Annotated in this window: 17 protein-coding genes; 5 read left to right on the top strand and 12 right to left on the bottom strand. The window is 43.2% G+C overall.

Going from position 1 to position 21,288, the window contains the following annotated elements:
* Nucleotides 1-2: 2 nt before the first annotated feature.
* The 8 genes from QWZ17_RS10885 to QWZ17_RS10850 all read right to left on the bottom strand — a co-directional run bounded on the left by QWZ17_RS10885 (nucleotide 3) and on the right by QWZ17_RS10850 (nucleotide 13,926).
* Nucleotides 3-194, bottom strand: coding sequence for a hypothetical protein (locus tag QWZ17_RS10885; protein ID WP_290305231.1), 192 nt, complete (start codon nucleotides 192-194; stop codon nucleotides 3-5).
* 87 nt (nucleotides 195-281) lie between these two features.
* Entirely contained in the window at nucleotides 282-2,504 is a 2,223-nt protein-coding gene (gene glgB / locus QWZ17_RS10880) for a 1,4-alpha-glucan branching protein GlgB (RefSeq protein ID WP_290305230.1), read from the bottom strand.
* A 228-nt stretch (nucleotides 2,505-2,732) separates the two neighbouring features.
* Entirely contained in the window at nucleotides 2,733-5,207 is a 2,475-nt protein-coding gene (locus QWZ17_RS10875; RefSeq protein ID WP_290305229.1) for a glycoside hydrolase family 31 protein, read from the bottom strand.
* Between the two features lie 111 nt (nucleotides 5,208-5,318).
* A complete protein-coding gene (locus QWZ17_RS10870) occupies nucleotides 5,319-6,680 on the bottom strand; it encodes an MFS transporter (protein WP_290305228.1) in 1,362 nt (453 codons plus the stop codon).
* A gap of 216 nt (nucleotides 6,681-6,896) precedes the next feature.
* Nucleotides 6,897-8,705, bottom strand: coding sequence for an alpha-amylase family glycosyl hydrolase (locus QWZ17_RS10865; RefSeq protein ID WP_290305227.1), 1,809 nt, complete (start codon nucleotides 8,703-8,705; stop codon nucleotides 6,897-6,899).
* Nucleotides 8,706-8,975: 270 nt separating this feature from the next.
* The gene (locus tag QWZ17_RS10860) at nucleotides 8,976-11,285 is read right to left on the bottom strand and encodes a glycoside hydrolase family 65 protein (protein ID WP_290305226.1); all 2,310 of its coding nucleotides are present in this window, start codon (nucleotides 11,283-11,285) and stop codon (nucleotides 8,976-8,978) included.
* An 85-nt stretch (nucleotides 11,286-11,370) separates the two neighbouring features.
* Nucleotides 11,371-12,018, bottom strand: coding sequence for a beta-phosphoglucomutase (gene pgmB, locus QWZ17_RS10855; RefSeq protein WP_290305225.1), 648 nt, complete (start codon nucleotides 12,016-12,018; stop codon nucleotides 11,371-11,373).
* A gap of 45 nt (nucleotides 12,019-12,063) precedes the next feature.
* Nucleotides 12,064-13,926 (bottom strand): glycoside hydrolase family 13 protein, encoded by a 1,863-nt coding sequence (locus tag QWZ17_RS10850; protein WP_290305224.1) that lies wholly within the window; start codon nucleotides 13,924-13,926, stop codon nucleotides 12,064-12,066.
* 386 nt (nucleotides 13,927-14,312) lie between these two features.
* Between QWZ17_RS10850 and QWZ17_RS10845 the strand changes: the two genes are divergently transcribed.
* Nucleotides 14,313-14,666: a hypothetical protein gene (locus QWZ17_RS10845; RefSeq protein WP_290305223.1), complete on the top strand. Its 354-nt coding sequence runs from the start codon at nucleotides 14,313-14,315 to the stop codon at nucleotides 14,664-14,666.
* Between the two features lie 225 nt (nucleotides 14,667-14,891).
* Nucleotides 14,892-15,422: a ferritin gene (locus QWZ17_RS10840; protein ID WP_290305222.1), complete on the top strand. Its 531-nt coding sequence runs from the start codon at nucleotides 14,892-14,894 to the stop codon at nucleotides 15,420-15,422.
* Nucleotides 15,423-15,553: 131 nt separating this feature from the next.
* Here QWZ17_RS10840 and QWZ17_RS10835 read toward each other — a convergent pair whose 3' ends face one another.
* On the bottom strand, nucleotides 15,554-15,814 hold the full coding sequence (locus QWZ17_RS10835) for a (2Fe-2S) ferredoxin domain-containing protein (protein ID WP_290305221.1): 261 nt from the start codon (nucleotides 15,812-15,814) through the stop codon (nucleotides 15,554-15,556).
* Between the two features lie 96 nt (nucleotides 15,815-15,910).
* Nucleotides 15,911-17,059 (bottom strand): DUF3095 family protein, encoded by a 1,149-nt coding sequence (locus QWZ17_RS10830; RefSeq protein ID WP_290305220.1) that lies wholly within the window; start codon nucleotides 17,057-17,059, stop codon nucleotides 15,911-15,913.
* 162 nt (nucleotides 17,060-17,221) lie between these two features.
* On the opposite strand from QWZ17_RS10830, the gene QWZ17_RS10825 reads away from it, so the two are divergent.
* Nucleotides 17,222-17,578 carry a VOC family protein gene (locus tag QWZ17_RS10825; RefSeq protein WP_290305219.1) on the top strand — a complete coding sequence of 119 codons (357 nt, stop codon included), beginning with the start codon at nucleotides 17,222-17,224 and terminating at the stop codon, nucleotides 17,576-17,578.
* Between the two features lie 103 nt (nucleotides 17,579-17,681).
* On the opposite strand, the gene QWZ17_RS10820 is transcribed toward QWZ17_RS10825, so the two are convergent.
* Entirely contained in the window at nucleotides 17,682-18,278 is a 597-nt protein-coding gene (locus tag QWZ17_RS10820; protein ID WP_290305218.1) for a DUF6624 domain-containing protein, read from the bottom strand.
* Nucleotides 18,279-18,479: 201 nt separating this feature from the next.
* Between QWZ17_RS10820 and QWZ17_RS10815 the strand changes: the two genes are divergently transcribed.
* Both QWZ17_RS10815 and mnmC2 read left to right on the top strand, forming a co-directional pair.
* A complete protein-coding gene (locus QWZ17_RS10815) occupies nucleotides 18,480-19,826 on the top strand; it encodes an MBL fold metallo-hydrolase (RefSeq protein ID WP_290305216.1) in 1,347 nt (448 codons plus the stop codon).
* Nucleotides 19,827-19,972: 146 nt separating this feature from the next.
* On the top strand, nucleotides 19,973-20,665 hold the full coding sequence (gene mnmC2 / locus QWZ17_RS10810) for a tRNA (5-methylaminomethyl-2-thiouridine)(34)-methyltransferase MnmC2 (RefSeq protein ID WP_290305215.1): 693 nt from the start codon (nucleotides 19,973-19,975) through the stop codon (nucleotides 20,663-20,665).
* A gap of 59 nt (nucleotides 20,666-20,724) precedes the next feature.
* On the opposite strand, the gene QWZ17_RS10805 is transcribed toward mnmC2, so the two are convergent.
* The gene (locus tag QWZ17_RS10805) at nucleotides 20,725-21,273 is read right to left on the bottom strand and encodes a VOC family protein (RefSeq protein WP_290305214.1); all 549 of its coding nucleotides are present in this window, start codon (nucleotides 21,271-21,273) and stop codon (nucleotides 20,725-20,727) included.
* Nucleotides 21,274-21,288: the final 15 nt, after the last annotated feature.

The raw sequence follows: 21,288 nt of genomic DNA, 5'->3' as shown, positions 1-21,288 counted from the left end.
ATTTACATCAACTCACTGTCTTTATGCTCATGATAGGTTTTATAGGCCAAAAAATAAAGGAATAAGGCGGGCAGGGCGTTAAGCAGTACATTTTTGGCATCAATATCGGGATAGGTAACTGTTACCTGTATAATAAGCCCAAGCAAGGCGATGGTGCCGCCGATGATGAAAAGGTTGCGAAATTTAGGGTTCATAGGTAACGTTTATCTATTTAACTGTTTAACCACTCTTTTAACGTAAAGCATCAAAAATGGTTAAACAGTTTTACAGATATTTTAATATTATCGCTTCAACTCATATTTGGCAGGCGCATCAGTTAATTTTTTGAATACGATGGCTGCCAAAGGCGGTATAGTGATGTTGATGGAGTTATCTTTTCCATGCCATTTTTCGGCATCGGTTTTTACCGCATCGTAATTGATGATGCCGGTACCCCATAGCTTGGTAGCATCGGAGTTAAAAATTTCTTTCCAGCTACCTGCCGCAGGTACGCCGATACGGTAGTTGTAGCGTGGCACCGGTGTCATGTTCAGGATAATCACCAAATCATCCTTGCTGTTATGACCCATGCGGCGATAAACCAGTATCGAATCATTGGCATTACCACCATCTATCCATTCAAAACCGCTAAAATCAAAGGCTTTTTCATATAAGGCTGGTTCATCGCGGTATAAATGGTTCAAAGCTTTCACGGTTTCTGACATGCCTACATGGTTTGGATATTCCAAAACGTGCCATTGTAACGACTGGCTGAAATTCCACTCATCACCCTGACCAAACTCCGCCCCCTGGAACAACAATTTGGTACCGGGATGTGTAAACATGTAGCTGTACATCAGGCGCAGGTTGGCAAATTGCTGCCACTCATCGCCCGGCATTTTACGCAACATGCTGCCTTTACCATAAACCACCTCATCGTGCGAGAAAGGCAGCATAAAGTTTTCTGTAAAGGCGTATATGGTACTAAAGGTAATTTCGTTGTGATGATATTTCCTGTTGATAGGATCTTCTTTGAAGTAGTTAATGGTATCATGCATCCAGCCCATCATCCATTTCATACCAAAACCCAATCCGCCCAAATACACCGGGCGACTAACACCTGTAAACGAGGTTGACTCTTCGGCAATGGTTTGTACCGATGGGAAATGACTGTAAACGGCTTCGTTAAACTCTTTCAGGAATGAAATGGCTTCCAGGTTTTCGTTACCGCCATAAATGTTTGGCTCCCATTCGCCGTGCTTGCGCGAGTAATCAAGGTACAGCATCGATGCCACGGCATCAACACGTAAGCCATCGGCATGGTACCTATCTAACCAAAACAAAGCATTACTGATCAGGAATGCCCTAACCTCGTTACGGCCGTAGTTAAATATGTATGATTTCCAATCCGGATGGAAGCCTTTGCGCATGTCTTCATGCTCATAAAGGTGCGTACCGTCAAATTTATACAGCGCGTGAATATCCCCCGGGAAATGCGATGGTACCCAGTCAAGGATAACACCTATGCCCGCTTTATGGAACTCCTCTATCAAAAACATCAGCTCCTGTGGCGAACCATAACGTGAGGCCGCCGCGAAGTAACCCGAAATCTGGTAACCCCAGCTTGGGTAAAACGGGTGCTCCATAATTGGCATAAACTCTACGTGGGTAAAGCCCATTTCCTTTACGTAAGGCACCAATTTGTGTGCTAACTGGGTATAGGTTAAAAACTCATCCGGGCTTTCTAAACTGCGTGCCCATGAGCCTAAATGCACTTCGTAAACGCTGTATGGTTTATCAAGCGCGTTGTGCTCATGGCGGTTGGTCATCCAGTCGGCATCGCGCCATTCGTAATAAGTATCGGCAACTATGGATGCTGTGCTTGGTGGTACTTCCCAACGTAAAGCAAACGGGTCGGCTTTTTCAAGGTCTTCCCCGGTTGATGATTTAATATAATATTTATAGGTTTCGCCCACACCGATATTGGGAATAAAACCTTCCCAAATACCTGATGAATCCCAGCGGGCATTCAAGCTGTGCGAACCTCGGTTCCAGCCATTAAAGTTGGCTATAACGGCTACATACTGCGCGTTGGGTGCCCAAACGGCAAAATATGTACCCACCACACCATTGTACTCCACCACATGCGAACCAAATTTTTCATAAAGCTTAAAATGCTTGCCAGATTTAAACAGGCTGATATCAAAATCGGTAAAACGGCTATAGGGTTCAACGGCTTTCAGTACCGGTGCAGGTGCAGCTACAACCGGTTCGGCTGCTTTTGCTTTAACAGCTTTGGGCTTGTTGGTTGTGGCGGCCTTTTCTGCCGGCGCAGCTTTTGCCTTAACGGCTTTGGGCGTGGCGGTTGCAGCTTTTTCGGCAGGGGCAGGTTTTGCTTTCACGGCTTTTTTGGCGGGTGCAGCAACTTCCGGTTTAGCCTTTTCAGTTTTAGCCTTTGGGGCTTTTTCTTTTACAGGCTTTGCTTCCGGTATCGGGGTTTCGGTTGTCTTAGTTTTTTTGGCCATGATATAGATAACCTGTTGGGGCTTGTAAAAGATAACCCAAATAACAGGATTGAGTTTTGGTTTATGTAATCAAATATAACAGGATTTACTTTAATAGAGTCAAGAAACAAGAATCACGAGGTAAGACTCCTTTTTATAGCCTGCCGCACTAAAATAGAGTTTATTTTATATGCTGTGGTGTTTATTATTAAATAAAAAAGCCGCCCTTTTGGGGCGGCTTGCAAGCTGTTATTTTGAAATTTCTATCTGTACAAACTTCTTACTGTATTTAAACTCCATGGTACCATCGGTATTGATGGCAAAATCTGTTACCGCTTTACCATCAACTGTTATTTTGGTTGGCTTAAACGGCAAGCCGATAATGTTGAAGTGGTAACCTTCGTAACGCGGTGTGTATAAACCTTCCATACTTTGGCCAATGGTTAAGTTTTTTGAGCTTCCGTTTACTACAAACTTTTTCTCCAGGTAAATATCCTGCTCATAAGCAAAGGTTTCACCGTAATCTTCAAAAAGGAAGGAGTTTACTTCGTAATCGGTATAGTAAACATTAAGTTTTACCTCTTCAATTTCGTGCTGACCAACGTATTGCATTACCGGATACTCCGGTATAACCGATCCGGCTTTTACAAACAGCGGGATGGTATCCAAAGGTGTAGCTACAGTTACTTCTTTGCCGCCGTCTATAATCTCGTAAGTCCAGTAGTTAAACCATTTGCCTTTAGGCAGGTATACGTTACGTTTGGTTTGACCAGGCTCCATAACCGGACAAACCAGGATTTTATCGCCATAAGTAAACTCATCCTGGCGGAAATGATTTAGCAGCACATCCTGCTCGTGCATTACCACCGGCCTTAAAATTGGGAAACCATAACGGTGATGCTCCCAAAACGTTGAGTATAAATAAGGAATTAAGCGGTAACGTAGTTCAATAAATTTACGGTTGATAGCAGTAAATGGCTCACCAAAGCTCCAGGGCTCACGCTCCTTGGTATCACCGGCAGAGTGCGCGCGCATAAATGGCGAGAAGGTGCCTAACTGAATCCAACGGGTAAATAATTCGCCATCAGGCTCGCCGCTAAAACCGCCAATATCTGTACCGCAGAACGGGATACCTGATACCGATAAGCGCTGGCATTGGATATTGCCTAATTTCAGGTGTTCCCATGAAGCCACGTTGTCACCGGTCCAAACCGATGAAAAACGCTGCACGCCCGAGTAACCTGCCCTGGTAATGGTAAAAGGGCGTTTGTTTTTCATGATCTTACGCAAACCTTCATAGGTTGAGCGTACCATTTGCATACCGTAAACGTTGTGCGCTTTACGGTGCGATCCGCGGTGGCCATCATATTGGTGACGGACATCATCTGGAAAAGTACCTGCACCAAATACGGCAGGTTCGTTCATATCGTTCCAAACACCGGCAACGCCCATTTCAACTAACTCATCAAACAAGCCTCCCCACCATTCACGTACCTCGGGATTGGTAAAATCGGGAAACTGGCAACGGCCCGGCCATACGTGGCCTTCCATAAAGTAGTCATCGCTGCGGCGGCAAAAATATCTTTTCTCTTTACCTTCTTTAAATACCCAGTAGTTATCATCCACACGAATACCCGGATCAATTATTACTACTGTTTTGAAACCATCGGCAGCCAACTCGCTGATCATTTTCTTTGGATCTGGAAAATATTTGCGATTCCAGGTAAAACAACGATAACCGTCCATATAATCGATATCTAAGTAGATACCATCGCAAGGAATTTGGTTATCACGGAAACCACGGGCTATTTTACGCACCTTAGCCTCGGGGTAATAGCTCCAGCGGCATTGGTGGTAACCTAACGCCCAAAGCGGTGGCATTGGGTGTGTACCGGTTAAAATGTGGTAGTTTTTTACCACATCCATCATATGCGGACCGTGGATATAATAGTATTGCAGTTCGCCGCCATCGGCCCAAAAGCTGGTTTTGGTTTTATCTTCTCCACCAAAATCAAACTGCGCTTTAAAAGTATTATCGAAGAAAATACCATGTGCTATACCCTCGTTTACGCTGATGTAAAAAGGGATGCTGCGATATAAAGGGTCCTGGTTCCAGCCAAAAGAGTAGGCATCTGTATTCCAGTTTTTGAGGCGTTTACCCCGCAGGTTAAGCTCGGTAGGTTTATCGCCTAAACCAAAGAAGCTTTCGTCGGGCGCGCATGTTTTGGTACAAAACACGTAGTAGCCGCCAAACTGTACGTTCTCTTCCCAGTGCATCGGCACCGCATCGGTACTGGTAACGTGGTTGTTGCTATCGGAAAATGAAATGAAGAAATCCTTTTTACGGATATGGCAATTTATCGATTTAGTTGCAACCCGAAATTCATCCTCATTCTCATATAAAGTAAAATCAGCCGTTTTTTGCACCAGCTTAGGCACGGCGTATGAAAACTCTTCGAGGAAAACTCCATGTGGTGCAAGCCTTACACGAATAATATCATCGGTAACAACTACTACCTCCACCTTGGCATCGCCATCGGTAAAGTAGAATTTATTACCCAATTGATCGGCATGATTGGGGATTCCCAGGTATTTTTTGATGATTGGTTTTATACCATCGGCAGGGTTATTAAGGTGATGAAACTCTTCTTCCTCTTCCAACAAGTTCTCTACTTCTACTATCTTACTGGTTATCAGCTCTGGATTTGGTGTATTACTTTCCATTCAAATTATTTATCGGGGTTTCTGCAAATATGTATAATGTGTACTTACTACGCAATATACAACAATTGAATTAACGAAAAATCATTAACTGTGCCAGTTTTTGAATTTTCTTCAATCAGCTACCTCAATTATTTGGATTTTTTTGCCATCCTGCACAAAAAACACGGTTATCGCGGCAATAAACATAAATACGCCACCCATTATAAGACCATAAATTGACTGGCTGTTAAACAGATTTTTGATGATAAGGCTGCTAAACAAGCTACTTACTATTTGAGGGAAGGTTATAAAAAAATTAAACAGGCCCATATAAACGCCAATCTTTTTTGCCGGTATCGAACTTGATAAAATGGCGTAAGGCATAGCTAAAATACTACCCCATGCTAAACCTATACCCACCATTGATAGGTATAAAAGGTTATGATTTTCTATAAAAAACACAGATACCAGGCCAATGCCCCCCATAGCCAGCGAAAAAGCATGGGTACCTTTACGGCTGATGCGTTTTACTATTGATGGTAATAATAATGCATACACTGCCGAAACAGCGTTATAAACGCTAAACAATTTACCCACAAAATCGCCTGCGTCATTGTATGCTTGCGAGGAGGTGTCGCCGGCAGGCAAATGAAAAACATGGGTTGCGATAGCTGGTGTTGTCCACACCCACATAGAAAACAAGGCGAACCACGAAAAAAACTGTACAAGGCCTAACTGCTTCATGGTTTTCGGCATTTTCACCAGGTCATCTATAAACTCTGCGATACCAGTCTTTTTAGCGGTTTCTACATCAGGTTCATGAAATTTGGCATATTCTTCAGGTGGATATTCACGGGTTTTTACAACCGTCCAAACAATACAGGCTATTAAGATGAGGCCTCCCAAGTAAAAAGAATAAAGTAAGTTGTTGGGAACTATGCCAGGCGCAGCTGTTGATTTTACGCCAACCCATTCATGCAAAATAGAAGGCAGTAACGAACCCGCAATTGCACCTACACCAATTAAACAAGTTTGCATGGAGAAACCAGCGGTATGCTGACTATCGGGCAAATTATCGGCCACCAAGGCACGAAATGGCTCCATGGCCACATTGAAAGATGCATCCATCAGCATTAACATGCCCGCACCAACGATTATCGGGGGCAGCAAAAAAGCCAGACCCGATGAGTTGGGCAAAAAGCACAGCGCTAAGCCGGACAGTAAAGCGCCTGTTAAAAAGTACGGACGGCGACGGCCCAAACGGTTCCAGGTTCTGTCGCTATAATGGCCAATTATTGGCTGAATAATCATACCTGTTAAAGGCGCTGCCAGCCAAAACAATGATAAGTTGCCTACATCGGCACCAAAGGTTTGCAAAATACGACTGGCGTAACCTGTTTGTAAGGCAAAGCCAAACTGAATGCCTAAAAAGCCAAAGCTCATGTTCCAGATTTGCCAAAAGCTTAATCGTGGTTTTTGTAGTACTTTATTCATTGTTGGTTAATTGGTTCAATAGTCTGAATCAGGATTTGCAGAATTTTAGAATGTCCAGAATTTGATCGTTCCAGATTTCATTATTAAAACCAACATTTTGCGCTTTCAAATTGCAAGTTGTAGATTCCAGACTTACGAAGTTTTAAAAACTTCGTAAGTCTTTCACCGCGTTATTCTGTTAATTCTAAAATTCTGTAAATTCTGATTCTGACATCTTTAAAACGCCAGCATCAATCCATTGCTTGCGCCCACTGTAACTTCAACACCGTTTTTAATATCATTGGTGTTATAGTTTACGCCGGTGAGCAGGTCTTTGAATTGCTTGCTGCCGCTGATGTTTAATTTATGTAACAGGTCGTCCGGGAGTTTTACGCTGATTGTGCGGGCGTCCCGGTTAAAATTGGTTATTACTAATATACGCTGATTGTTGGTATAACGCAGGTATATGTACATTTTTGTATCGAAACCCGGTTGATGCTCATTGGCCATCATCAACTCATAAAAAGCACCGGTTTTTATCGCTTCGCTTCGGTTTACGGCATTAAGCAAGGTGCTGTAGAAGCCACGCAGCTTCTTTTGATCGTCAGATAATTTGCCGCCGTCGTATGCCCCGCCGTTAATCCATTTTTGATGCTCGGGCACGCCCCAGTAATCAAATATGGAGGTGCGACCATCATTACCGCTAAAGCCTTCGCTGCCTGCTCCCGGTTCGCCAACTTCCTGACCGAAGTAGATCATTACCGGACCGGTGTTCAGCGTGGCGGTAACAATCATGCCCGGTACGGCCAGCCATGCATTGCCTACAAAATCGGGCGAAGCAATACGCTGCTCGTCGTGATTTTCCATAAAGCGCAGCATATGCTCGTCGATGCCTTTACTATCGTGATTCCAAACGGCGTTGATGCCCCAGGTATTGGTATGGTAATCGTTACGGGTTAGGTTGCGCACGGTATCGTACAAACCCACCTTATCATACAGATAGTCAAAGTGACCTTTAAAAATGTAGTCGCTGTATTTGCCTTTATCGTAAGCCTCGCCTATGAAAACTATACCCGGATGCTCGGCTTTCATTTTAGGGATCACCCAACCCCAAAACTCGATTGGAACCATTTCCACCATATCGCAACGGAATCCGTCGACACCTTTGGCAGTCCAGTATTTTAAAATATCATAAACCTTGTTCCACAGTGGTGGGATGGGATCGAAATGACCGCGGCGGTGATCCATGTAGTCAACACCGTAATTGAGCTTCATGGTCTCGAACCAGTCATTGATAGATGGCGATGCGCTGAACACATCATTTCCGGTTGCTTTGGCCGGGTTTTCATCAAACTTGCCGTCCTTCAGCGGGCTTTTAAACTCATCGCCGCCGGGGTTATATCCACCGGGAACGGTAAAGGGCTGGCCAGGCATGTAGTAAAAATCATTAGTGGCGCTAAAAGCTTTGGAGTGATCATCATCCTGCCCAAAATCGCGCACGCCGGCAGGTTTTACATCAGATGCATAGGTGCGGGCAACGTGGTTAGGCACCAGGTCCATCAGTACCTTAAGGCCATTGTTATGGGTCCGTTTGATGAGATCTTCGTACTCACCTATCCGGTTTTTAACATCTATAGCCAAATCGGGGTCGATATCGTAGTAATCCTTGATAGCATAAGGCGAACCTGCACGGCCTTTTACAATATCAGGATCATCAACCTTGATACCCTGAGCCGAGTAATCTGTCATGGTAGCATGCTCAATTACACCGGTATACCAAACGTAGGTAAAGCCCATTTTTTTAATTTCATGCAGGGCTTTATCGTTGATATCATTCAGTTTACCAACGCCATTTTCTTCAATAGAACCGTTTGTTTTGTTAAGCGTTTTAGTGTTGCCAAACAAACGCGGCAACAACTGGTATATGATTAATTTATGATCTGTGACTGTTTGCTCCATAGTATTTTTGGGATGACGTTTTACCTGCGCGTAACCAGCATTGGCAAGCAGTAAGATAGTTAAAACAAGTACCGGTTTATGTTTCATGTAGATACTTTATTTTACTTTAATTGGGATTTAATTTCTCTCCTATCTGGAAACTGGAAAAGAAAAGGAAGCCAAAAAGCTATGGCCTGTGCGATTCCCCTCTTGAGAGGGGTGGAGGGGTGTGTTAATAACGCGGTAATGAACGCTGGCAAACACACCCCTGCAGCCACACTTACCATCGCGCCCCCTCTCAAGAGGGGAACCCGTGACGGCAATGAGTGTATTGTTGAGTATCCTATAGTTGTTATAACCAACATTTCAAATTTTTAATTATGCCTCTACCAATAATTCGTCGTTAGCTTTCACCAACTGATCTTTCCCATATACAGAAACCGTAGCCTCGACATTTGATAGGTTTTTGATCTGCACCCCTTCCCTGCTTGCTTTGATATTGAGCAGCGCGCCGCGGAAACCGATGTGGAACGAGAATGACGCCCATTTTTCGGGGATGAACGGTTGAAACAGCAATTTACCATCCCTTACACGCATGCCACCAAAACCTTCTACAACAGCCATCCAGGTGCCGGCCATCGATGTAATGTGGCAGCCATCTTCGGTATCGTTGTTATAATCATCTAAATCCAAACGGGCGGTGCGTAAGTAAAATTCATAAGCACGGGCTTCATCGCCCAACTTGGCGGCTAATATGGCATGCACGCATGGCGATAATGATGATTCATGCACCGTGCGCGGTTCATAATAATCAAAGTTTCTGCGGATGGTATCGATATCAAAATCATCCTCAAAAAAGTAGATCCCCTGTAGTACATCGGCCTGTTTGATGTAGCACGAACGCAATATCCTGTCCCAGCTCCATTTTTGATTCAAAGGGCGATCTGTTGCCGGCAGGTCTTTAACCAGGATCTGTTCTTTATCAAGGTAGCCGTCCTGTTGTAAAAAGATGCCTTGCTTTTCATCATGACCCAAGTACATGTTTTCGACAATGTGACCAAAACGACTAAACTCAGTCGCTTCGTCAAGGCTGATCCTGTCCGTAAGCGCATCATATTTTGCAGCATCGACAGCTTTAACCTTTGCAGCCACTTCCATGGTATATTTCATACACCAAACAGCCAGCATACTGGTATACCAGTTGTTATTTACGTTATTCTCATACTCGTTTGGCCCGGTTACCCCCAGCATTACATACTGATGCTTATCCTGCGACCAGCTAACCCTCTGCGACCAGAACCTGGCGATGGCCAGTAAAACTTCCAAGCCATAATCGGCCAGGTAGGTTTCATCGGCGGTATAACGTACGTAGTTAAAAATAGCGTAGGCGATGGCGCCGTTACGGTGAATTTCTTCAAAAGTGATTTCCCACTCGTTATGGCATTCGGTACCATCCATGGTAACCATGGGATAAAGCGCAGCGCCGTTTTTAAAGCCCAAAGAGACAGCGTTTTCAATGGCCTTGCCCAATTGTTTATAGCGATATAAAAGCAGGTTACGGGTGACCTTTTGGGGAGCTGTTGACAGGTAGAAAGGCACGCAATACGCCTCGGTATCCCAATAGGTACTGCCTCCGTATTTTTCGCCGGTAAAGCCTTTGGGCCCAATATTCAGGCGGTCATCCTCGCCTGTATACGTTTGGTTAAGCTGGAAAATATTGAAACGGATAGCCTGCTGTGCCGATGCATCCCCTTCAATAATGATATCATTATGTTTCCATTTTTCGGCCCAGGCGGCGGCTTGTTCGGCAAGCATGGTATCAAATCCTTTAGCGCTGATGCGGCTTAAAGTAGCGTCGGTTTGTTCCACAAGGCTATCGGGATTATGATTTTGCGACGATAAGTTAGTTACATATTTTGTAATGCTGATTGCCTGTCCCTGTTGTGCCTGAAAATGATTTTTTGTGGCAACGTATTTTTCTTTAAGGATAGATTCTGTTTGAGGATGGATAACTTTTCCGTCCTGCTCAATTATAAATTTCATCCCAGTTGCCACTTCAAAACCGGTCTTTTTGGTACGCATTACCACATAGCCACAATCAGTATCATTGGCTTTACTTACTTCATCCCAAAACTTTTCGTCGTAGTTAGAATCCTTGTTCATCACATCGCCGTCAATAGCCGGGGTGATGGTAATGTTGCCGCTAAAGTTTAAAGGAATAATGGTATATTTTATGGCTGCGGTTTCGTCATCAACCATACTGCAAAAACGAATGGCTTCAACCTCAACCTGTTTACCTGAGGCCGTTTTGGCAGTAAAATTCCTTTTCAGGTAGCCTTCCTTCATGTTCAGTTCCCGGCGAAAGTTACTTACTTCGCATTTAGCAAGATCGAGCTGTTCGCCATCAAGCACAACGTCGATGATAGTCCAGTTGGCGGCGTTGAGTACTTTGGCAAAATATTCGGGGTAGCCGTTTTTCCACCACCCTACGCGGGTTTTATCGGGATAATAAACACCGGCAACATAGTTACCCAACAATGATTCGCCGCTATAGGCTTCCTCAAAGTTGGCGCGCTGGCCCATACGGCCATTACCCAAACTAAATATGCTTTCAGATACCTGGTGATGATGCGGATTGAAACCTTCTTCGATTACTTTCCACTCATCAACTTTAATATAATTTTTCATATCAATTCCTTTAGCCCCTCTAAATCTCCCTTAAAGGGGCGACTTTAAAGCCCTACCCTTTAGGGGAGGGTTTGGGTGGGGCTTTTTATAATTTAAACAATTTATCTAAGGTCATTTGATCTAAACCACTGATCACCAGGTCGGCGTCCAGTACGCCCGGCTCACCTATGCCAACTACTTTCATGTTGCCGGCTTTTGCGGCTTCAACCCCCGCAATGGCATCTTCAAATACCACGCACTCTTCGGGTTCAACACTCAGGGCTTTAGCACCTTCCAAAAACACTTCAGGATCGGGTTTGGCTTTACTTACTTTGTTGCCATCAATAACGGCATCAAACAAGTTGGTAATGCCAATTTTGTTAAGGATAGTCATGGAGTTTTTACTGGCCGAGCCTAAAGCTATTTTGATACCGGCCTTACGGCATACTTCCACAAATTCTTTTGCGCCCGGCAAAATTTCATCAGGCTGCATCTGGTTCACCATTTCCATGTACCAGGTATTTTTTTGTGTGGCCAGGGCTTCCTGTTCTGCCTCGGTTTTGGTTACACCGCCCCACCCAAGGATAAGTTGTAACGAGCGTACACGACTTACGCCTTTCAGCTGCTCGTTTTGATGTTCGGTAAAATCGAACCCTAAACTATTGGCCAGCCTTTTCCAGGCTTTGTAGTGATAAACGGCCGTATCGACAATTACACCATCCAGGTCGAAAATACAGGCTTTGATATTGTTCATTGTAACGTTTTAGATACGTGGCTTAGAGCCACTAAGATATAATTTTTAATGGGTAACAGCAGGTAAAATTTCCAGTACAAGTGTGGTTTTACCCGGCAATGTTAAACTACCCAAATCAACAGTCTCATCGGTAATTACATTCCTTGCTTTCTTGGCATCACCAAGGCGCTCAAAATACCTGTCGGTAGTGGGGATTTGCTCTTTATCGCTGCTATTGAATATGATCATCACCGTTTTTTGAGCATCGTACCTAAAGTATACATAGATGCCTTTTTCGGGCACAAACTGCATCATTTTACCGGTTTGCAAGGCCGTTGTGCCCTTGCGGTAATTGGCCAGCTTGCTCACATAGTTAAAAGCCTCATTTTCTTTTTTTGAACGACCATCGGCGGTAAACTTATTGTCCTTGTCGCCTTTCCAGCCGCCGGGAAAATCTTCACGTACCAAACCATCAGGATCGCTATAGTTTTTCATCAGGATCTCATCACCGTAATACAGCTGCGGTACGCCACGCATAGTTAACAACATAGCCATCGCCGATTTGTATTTGGTAAAATCCTCCTTCACCATTGATAGCAAACGGCTCATATCGTGATTATCCATAAAAATGGTGTTGCGGGTAGCATCCTGGTATAAAAAGTCCTGCGCCAATACGGAGTATAAGCGGCCAACACCATCTGTCCAGCCATCGTTGCCATTTATTGCCTCGTAAATGGCGTCTTTTAATACGCCATCGGTTACGCCAGGTAAATGAGTATCCATACCGCGGTTAACGGTGTTACCCTGCGTAAAAAAGGCCTGGTTTGCCGCCGACCATACCAACGTTTCCCCGAAAATGGAAAGTTTAGGAAATTCCGCCTTCACATCCTGCGCCCATTTAGCCATGTAAGCCGGATCATTATAGGGATAGGTATCCAGGCGGAAACCATCAATACCGGCATACTCCACCCACCAAATGTGGTTTTGGGTAAGGTAATTTTGTACATAAACGTTATTCTGGTTCATATCGGCCATCCGGTGATCAAACCAACCATCAGACATCAGTTTACGATCCATCGGCGAGGCGTGTGGGTCCATCACGGCAGCGTCCCTGAAGTTTGATTTGGTGTAGGTAGGCCATTGGTGTACCCAGCTTTTCATCGGCATATCTAAAATAGTATAGCCTTCTGTACCTGCATGGTTATGCACTAAATCCTTAATAACTTTTAAGCCCATGGCATGGCACTTCTCCACAAACTTTTTGTAAAGCTCGTTGGTGCCATAACGTGGGTCTATTTTATAATAGTCGGTAACGGCATAACCATGGTATGATGCATGGGGTTCATCGTTCTCAATTTCGGGGGTTAGCCAAATGGCAGTTACACCGAGGCTTTTCAGGTAATCAAGATGGTTCATTACACCTTGCAAATCCCCGCCGTGGCGGCTGTACATAGAATCGCGGTGAACGCCTTTTTCACGCAGGTTATCAAAAGAGTCGTTACTTTCATCGCCGTTGCTAAAACGATCTGGCATGATGAGGTAGATTACATCCTTGCTGGTTACCCCCTGAATCCTACCGGCAGATTTATCGCGTTTATTAAGGGTGTATTGGTAAACCAGGTCCCTTTTACCAGCCTTTGTAAATTTTACCGGGAACGTTCCCGGTAATGTTGATGAGGAAATTTGCAGATCGAGGAATAAGTAATTCGAATTTTCGACTTTATGTACCGCTTTTAGCTTTACACCGGGGTAATTAAGCACCACATTACGGCTTGCAATATTATTGCCATGTACTATAAGCTGCAGGTTTGGGTTGCTCATCCCTACCCACCATGACATTGGCTCAACACGCTCTAAAGCAGGCATCTGCGCATGCGCGCTTACAGCCAGCACAAAGCCGAATAGGGTTAATAGTAAGTTTTTTTTCATGTTAAACTGGTTAATTGGCTGTGGTCGGGAACGATCCCGAAATCCACGATTCAAATTTATAATAAAAATGATTTGTTGTATATTAAATTAAAAAAATGTTGAAAAGCATGAAGCAGACGACTCTCCCCGAACATCGCTGCGCTCATTCTGCCCCTTTATCCGGCTACTCCGCATAGAGGGGCGGGGAAATTTTGTTTCTTTAGCCCTTTTTGCCGCTTGCGGGAGAGAGGGCAGGTCCAGCGAAGCGTAGACCGGGTGAGTCGTCTACTCAATACAGAGCGAAGTGCCAAATCCCCGTTTATTTCCCATCGTAGAAAAACAGTATTCAAAAATTCTTTATCTTTATTTGGAATAAATATAAATAAACACAATCTTTGTGTTATTATATGATTGCTACGCTAACCCAAACAACTCCATGGACCGATGTTTTTAAAACAACAAAAGGTGCCGTTTACCAAAGCGATGAAGAGCGTTGCTGGTATGTTGATTTTGCCGGTAAGGTTGCCAAATTTGATCACCGTTGTTTGCTAAAACTTCGCAAAGCAGTTTACCATATAGATATTGAGCAAGCTTTGCTTAATACCACCAAAGATCCGGATGTGGAGATCATCTTCATTTGCGCCTGCGACCATTGCTATGTTTTAACCCTGGTACAAATCATCGCCCTCAAAGAATTACTGGAAGGCACATTTGTAATGTTAGAGTTGAACCACATTTTACACGATAAGCTTTACGCTTAGTCATTCGCTACGGTGTCATTTGCTACGCGTCATTTAGTCATTGTTAATTTTAGAAGAGCTAACTTTTAAAAATGACATAATGACCCAATGACTTAATGACCTTTCCCACGTATTATTTAGACCAAGTTCATATTGCGTTTATTTTGAGCAAAATAGATTTATAGCACTATAATTGTATATTATTTCCTGCTTAAGTTTATATTAATTATTCAATTTAATCCGATCATGAAAGATTTACTCCGCATAAAAAGCCTGATCTCAACAGAGATCGAATCGCTTTTAAATCAGCAAATTAAAAAAGAAGCTTATTCTTCTTCAGTATATTTATCAATGGCATCATGGTGTAACCGTAATGGTTATGATTTTTCGGCCGACTACTTTTTTAAACAAGCCGAAGAGGAAAGAACACACCAGCTAAAATTCTTCAAATATGTATTGGATATGGGCGGCAATTCCGTATCACCAGATGTTACCGGCATTAAACAGGAGTATAACTCATTCCGCGAAGTTTTTGAAGAAGCTTTAGACCAGGAGATCAGCGTTACCAACTCTATCAAAAACATTTATGCCCGCTGCATGAAAGAGCAGGATTTTGTGACTATGGAATTTTTAAACTGGTTCCTGAAAGAACAACGCGAAGAAGAATACAAAGCCCGTCGCGCCCTTGAACTGTTTGAAGTTATTGGCGAAGAAGGCACCGGCCGCTGGCAGATTGACAAACACGTTGGTGATATAAAATATAACAGCGAGGCATAAAGCCTCACCCTGCCCTCTCAAAAGAAGAGGGTTCTATAAAGAAAGGTCGTTTTGCCTGTGGCAAAACGACCTTTCTTGTTACATATGCTAATCAAAGTCCTCTCCTTTGGAGAGGATTTAGGTGAGGCTTCCTACTCTATCAAATCCATCAGCTTCAACACATCCTTAGGATGATACTCCTTGAGCCAGGTATTGCCCGGCTGGATGCTGCATATGGGGGCATATTTGCACCGATCTGTGCATTCGGTTTCTATTACCTCCATTTCGGTATTACCGTGGTAATGTTTGATGTATGATTTGGCAAGTTTATACATGTCCTTACCGCCGCGCTTGCCACATTTACTGCCGGTGCATACGTACAATACTTTGTCGGGGATGGTGAACTTGCTCATACTATGTTATTTTAATATTACTACAAAGTTAAGCCAATAATGTTGGATGATTTGCTCACGCTGCTGATTTTTACTCGCGAGCGATAAAGCGGCTATTTACCGGGCAAGTTTTTGTTTAATAAAGCCCGCGGCTTTGGTGTAGCCACCTTCGGCTCCATCAACAAAATGAATATGATCGTCTTCCAGGTCCCGCACGTAGCATGACATTACCGACTCACTACTTACATGAAAACCGTAATAAATTTGTCCTTCGTCTTCCATTTTACTTAAAACCTCCTGCAACTCTTTACGCTGATTTGGGCTACCTGTAATCACAGTATTTATCTTACCGTCGATAACTAACGTGTCAGACATTTCGACTAATTTATCCAAATACTTTTTACCCTTTTTAGTACGCAAATAAATGTAGGTGATGAGCATAGTAGCCCAATGTTTTAACATTTCAACTACCATGCTTTTGCTAATGCGCTCACGCATTGCCTTTTCCAGGCGGTTAAAGGTAGTTTTGAGCTTAAGTTTAGGTACCGATATTGGCTGCCTCTTCTTAGTATCGCCATAAATCCTGTCTATGTGGCAAATTACATACCTGAAAACTTCAGGTTGCTCATCCTCGTGCAGCGCCAGCACCAACAAGGTAAGTACTTCCTCATAGTCCTCGGGCGGTGGTATTTTATCCCATCGGCATTGCATTCCGCTTAAGTCAAGCTCGTCGGTTTGCGATTGATAGTTGGTTAAGTTGTCATTTCCTTTGATCTCTTTTTCGGCATAACTCAGACCGTTTCCTAAAACTATGGGAATGGTAAAATTCCCCGTGCAGCAAAATTTACTGATGCAAAGCTTATAACCGGCATCATAAATTTGCTTAACGGGTATGGTACCGGTGCGCAGCGCTAATTCAAAAGTTTTCAGGGTATTTTCTTTATGCAGGGCCAGGGCTTGCATTACGCTTTCCAATATCGATGGCGGCACTATAAACGTTGCGCCATCTCCACCGAAAAAGAAAGGCACTGATATATCTGCCTTAAAAGCGATATTCAATACCGAAACTATACTCCCGGTTGCTATCAGGTTTACATTTTCGTGCTTGCCATTCATCACCGCCGTGGTTGAGTTTTTGATATCGGTAATGATCACGTGCCAATCCCCGGGTACATTGAAAAACAGTTTATCATTAATAAAAAGGTCGCCGAGGGAAATATTATTCACCGGCAAACTGGCGTAAAACTGGTTGTTATTTGCTGACATTGATTATTTGGTAGTTAACAGTAACCAAGAATAAGGGTTTTGCTAATTACACACTACTTACGTAAACAAGATAAGTATGAATTTAGTTAAAATGTAAAAAACATTTGCCAATTACCCACTTAGCCCTACATTTATATAACCCAAGTATATATAAACCCAAACATGAAATCAATTGAAATTATCTCTATCCCGGTAACCAATCAGCAGGTTGCCAAAGAGTTTTACCTAAAACTGGGCTTCGCTGTGTTAGTAGAATCACCTTTTGAACCTGACGGCGCGCAATGGATACAAATGGCCTACCCAGGCTCGCCGGTTTCAATCACGCTGGTAAACTGGTTCCCGGATATGAAAGCCGGCAGCATCCGCGGACTGGTGATCAAAACCGATGACCTTGATGCCGATATTAAAGACCTTACCGAAAAAGGCGTAGCATTAGGCGAAGTGGATGCCACGCCATGGGGTAAATTCCTGAATATTAAAGATCCCGATGGAAATGTAGTGAGTTTGCATGGGAAATAAGTTTGAGATGTTGTCTGAATCAGAATTTACAGAATTTGGGAATTTTCAGAATGCTTTTTTAATTCTCCTTATTCTTTAATTCTGTAAATTCTGATTCCGACAATCATTGCCCATAACCATTCACATATTCTGCCAGCGGCTCCAACCCTACTTGCTTGCGTAATCTATCAACAGATTTGGGGTATTTAAGCGGGAAAGGTTTAAACTTCCTGGTTTTATCATCGCGTGATAATTGCGTACCGTAAATCTGTTTCTGATTTTTATTCACCAATACCCTATCAACCAGGTAAGCATATTTTTCTTTGTTAGCGTTATTTTTCGCGACTTCCTTTTTTAGCAAAGCCAACACGCGTTCCTGGAAAGGAATATCATCGTCACAATGCTGAATGATGGCCCAAAAATCATCGCTCGCCCTCTCGCCTACTTTGCTGTAGCCTGGGTAACCGTATTTATTAATGATGGCTTTGGCTTTAACCTCATTAATGCTATCTGCCTTTGACCAATTATCTTGTATCGTTTCGGCATCATAATTCGATTTTTCTTTGCGCTGGGTTTTCATAAACTCCACCCGCCAAAACTGATCTGTTTTATACATCGCAAGAATCTGGCTGGCCAATGCGGTATCCCGTTTAGCTTTTTGCCCAAAACAATGACTTGCAAAACAGGCAAAAATGAAAATTACAATTGTAAGTGTTTTCATATCAAATAATCAACTAAATATATAGTTATTAATTAAATAAAATACTTCTTTTATCATTTTAATATTACAACTTCACAACGTTTCCCTAAACTTTACAACATTCCAACTTTTTAACTTTAAAACGCCTCTTCCAAACTTTACAACGTTACAACATTCCAAGCTTACAACATCCAACACAAACTCCTATCTTTGCCGCCGAATATGATTATCCAGCAATTTTATGATAAAGGGTTAGCGCATGCCTCATATGCGGTGATCCGTACAGGTAAAATGATCGTTATTGATCCGGCGCGCGATCCGCAGCCTTACTATGATTTCGCTACGCTGCACACAGCCGATGTGGTTGGCGTTATTGAAACCCACCCCCATGCCGATTTTGTAAGTTCGCACCTGGAAATTCATGAAACCACCGGCGCTGTAATTTATTGCAGCAAACTTACCGGTGCCGCCTACCCACATGAAACTTTTGATGATGGCGATGTTATCCAACTAAATGACGTTAAACTAAAAGCCATCAACACACCAGGCCACTCACCCGATTCTATTTGTATTTTACTGGTAGATGAAGATGGCAAAGAACAGGCTGTTTTTACGGGCGATACCTTGTTTGTTGGCGATGTTGGTCGCCCCGACCTACGCGAGAGCGTTGGCAATATTACCGCAAAAAAAGAAGAGCTGGCCAAGCAAATGTACCTGAGCACGCGTCATAAAATCATGACCCTGCCCCGCAACGTTATTGTTTACCCCGCGCATGGCCCAGGTTCCTTATGCGGCAAAAATATGAGTCCGGATTTGCAAAGTACCATCGGGCGCGAGTTATTAGAAAACTATGCCCTGCAATTGATGGATGAATTTACCTTCATCAAAACCCTCACCAGCGATCAGCCCTTTGTACCCAATTATTTTGGTTATGATGTGGAGCTGAACAAAGCCGGTGCGCCTGCAATGCAGCAAAATGTTGATAAGGTACCTATGATGGATGCCGACATTCAGCTACAGGATGATATTACGGTTATTGATAGTCGCGCTAAAAGCATATTCCGGGCCGGCCACCTTAAAGGTGCTATTAACCTGCAGGACGGCGAAAAATTTGAAACCTGGTTAGGATCAATCCTGCAAGCAGATGAAAAATTTTACCTGGTAGCCGATAGCGAAGAAATTATTGGTAAGCTGTTAAAAAAGACAGCTAAAATAGGTTATGAAAGCAATATTCTGGCCACCCAGTTATCGCCTAAAAATACCAACGAAACACTGCCCGATCTTGATCTGGCAGCTTTTAAAGCAGATACAGACAGCTACACCATTGTAGATGTACGGAACGAAAGCGAAGTAAACGGCAGTAAAGCATTTGATACCGCCATCAATATACCGCTACCTCAGTTACGCAATCGCCTTAACGAAATCCCGACAGGTAAACCAATCGTAATACATTGCGCGGCGGGTTATCGCTCGGCAGCCGGCGCAAGTATAGTAGCAGGAGTCATTACCGGGGTACCCGTTTATGATTTAGGAGAGATAATTACTGAGTTCATAGTTCATAGTTCATAGTTCATAGTTCATAGTTCATAGTTCATAGTTCATAGTTCATAGTTCATAGTTCATAGTTCATAGTTCGGAATACTAAAGACAAAGGATTGTTTTAAACGAAAATCATTTTTTACTAACAATGCAGCTTTCACCATGAACCATTATCTATGAACCATGAACAACCGTATGACCTATCAATAGTTACAACTGCCGATGGGTCAAAAACCATTTACAACGCGCAGATTGGCGAGCTTTACCATTCGCGTAATGGCGCCTTGCAGGAAAGCAGGCATGTGTTTGTCAATGCGGGACTGGAATATTTTTTAGCCAATAATGATACCGTTAATACAAGCGTACTGGAAGTAGGTTTTGGCACTGGTTTAAACTTTTTGTTGAGTGCCGATGTTTGCAGTTTAAAAAACACCAACCTTGATTATACCGGTATAGAAGCCTACCCGCTTACCTCACAAATGATGAGTGAAACTGGTTACCAGGAATACACTTCGCCTGCGCTATGGTCATCTTATTTAGCTAACTATACAGAAGCTTTTAAAAAACCGGTTAGCATTGATCCTTGCAATACTTTACAAATAGCCGCGGTTAAACTCCTCGATTTTACATCGGGCACCAAATACGATATTATTTATTTCGACGCCTTTGCCGCCTCCCGCCAGCCAGAAATGTGGGAGCAGGAGGCTATTAGCCACGCGGCTGGTTTTATTAAGCCGGGCGGAGTGTTTGTAACCTATGCCATAACGGGTAATCTTAAACGAATGCTCAAAGCTCTCGGTTTTAAAATTGAAAAGGTACCCGGCGCAGCAGGAAAAAGAGAAATGCTGCGAGGGACATTTTTAAGTTAATCCCATACGCTTTCAATATACCGTTTAGTTTATGCTGTTAATAAAAATTCGCCCTGTTTTTAAGCGGCTTCAGTTTCAAAAAACTCCTTCTGAATTTTTAACGCTTCATCCACAGATTGTTGAATATACGCTATACCCGCTACAGCCTGAGGAACAGATGTGCGCCGTTCTAACTCACCAGGTTTAGTAAAATCAATATGGGGGATACGTTGGTTTATCCACCACAGGTTGCCAAACGGATCTAAAAGCCGGCAAACCTTTTCGCCAAAATACCTGGCTGTTATTTCGGTTGCCGATTTTGCACCCAGGGCAAGCGCTTTTTGATAAACCAGCTCAACATCATCTACATACAAATTTAAAAACGCTGGTGTCGACCCCCAGCCGCTGCGCGAATCAAATAACATAATCCGGGCATTTCCAATTTTGACCACTACATGTATAATAGCATCCCCGGCATTCATAATCCTGCTATTCGGAATTTCCTCGGCATCAAATGCCGCTTTTAAAAACTCCATCAATTTTGCCGACGAAGGTGATATAATCCAGGGTGTTACAGATGTGTAGTTATCGGGAATTATTTTGATTTGGGGTATGTTGTTGCTTCTCATGGCCTTTAATTTTGA

The organism is Mucilaginibacter flavus, from assembly GCF_030409315.1.
Classification (GTDB): Bacteria; Bacteroidota; Bacteroidia; order Sphingobacteriales; family Sphingobacteriaceae; genus Mucilaginibacter; species Mucilaginibacter flavus.
Note: the sequence above shows the minus strand (reverse complement) of the source record. Positions and strands in the feature narration are given on the sequence as shown.

Excerpts from the sequence above, each read along its gene's own strand:
- QWZ17_RS10830 (WP_290305220.1), bottom strand. The coding sequence starts at position 17,059 with ATGTCAGCAAATAACAACCAGTTTTACGCCAGTTTGCCGGTGAATAAT.
- QWZ17_RS10815 (WP_290305216.1), top strand. The coding sequence starts at position 18,480 with ATGATTATCCAGCAATTTTATGATAAAGGGTTAGCGCATGCCTCATAT.
- pgmB (WP_290305225.1), bottom strand. The coding sequence starts at position 12,018 with ATGAACAATATCAAAGCCTGTATTTTCGACCTGGATGGTGTAATTGTC.
- glgB (WP_290305230.1), bottom strand. The coding sequence starts at position 2,504 with ATGGCCAAAAAAACTAAGACAACCGAAACCCCGATACCGGAAGCAAAG.
- QWZ17_RS10825 (WP_290305219.1), top strand. The coding sequence starts at position 17,222 with ATGAAATCAATTGAAATTATCTCTATCCCGGTAACCAATCAGCAGGTT.
- QWZ17_RS10885 (WP_290305231.1), bottom strand. The coding sequence starts at position 194 with ATGAACCCTAAATTTCGCAACCTTTTCATCATCGGCGGCACCATCGCC.
- QWZ17_RS10850 (WP_290305224.1), bottom strand. The coding sequence starts at position 13,926 with ATGAAAAAAAACTTACTATTAACCCTATTCGGCTTTGTGCTGGCTGTA.
- QWZ17_RS10845 (WP_290305223.1), top strand. The coding sequence starts at position 14,313 with ATGATTGCTACGCTAACCCAAACAACTCCATGGACCGATGTTTTTAAA.
- mnmC2 (WP_290305215.1), top strand. The coding sequence starts at position 19,973 with ATGAACCATGAACAACCGTATGACCTATCAATAGTTACAACTGCCGAT.
- QWZ17_RS10835 (WP_290305221.1), bottom strand. The coding sequence starts at position 15,814 with ATGAGCAAGTTCACCATCCCCGACAAAGTATTGTACGTATGCACCGGC.
- QWZ17_RS10840 (WP_290305222.1), top strand. The coding sequence starts at position 14,892 with ATGAAAGATTTACTCCGCATAAAAAGCCTGATCTCAACAGAGATCGAA.
- QWZ17_RS10875 (WP_290305229.1), bottom strand. The coding sequence starts at position 5,207 with ATGGAAAGTAATACACCAAATCCAGAGCTGATAACCAGTAAGATAGTA.
- QWZ17_RS10870 (WP_290305228.1), bottom strand. The coding sequence starts at position 6,680 with ATGAATAAAGTACTACAAAAACCACGATTAAGCTTTTGGCAAATCTGG.
- QWZ17_RS10805 (WP_290305214.1), bottom strand. The coding sequence starts at position 21,273 with ATGAGAAGCAACAACATACCCCAAATCAAAATAATTCCCGATAACTAC.
- QWZ17_RS10860 (WP_290305226.1), bottom strand. The coding sequence starts at position 11,285 with ATGAAAAATTATATTAAAGTTGATGAGTGGAAAGTAATCGAAGAAGGT.
- QWZ17_RS10865 (WP_290305227.1), bottom strand. The coding sequence starts at position 8,705 with ATGAAACATAAACCGGTACTTGTTTTAACTATCTTACTGCTTGCCAAT.
- QWZ17_RS10820 (WP_290305218.1), bottom strand. The coding sequence starts at position 18,278 with ATGAAAACACTTACAATTGTAATTTTCATTTTTGCCTGTTTTGCAAGT.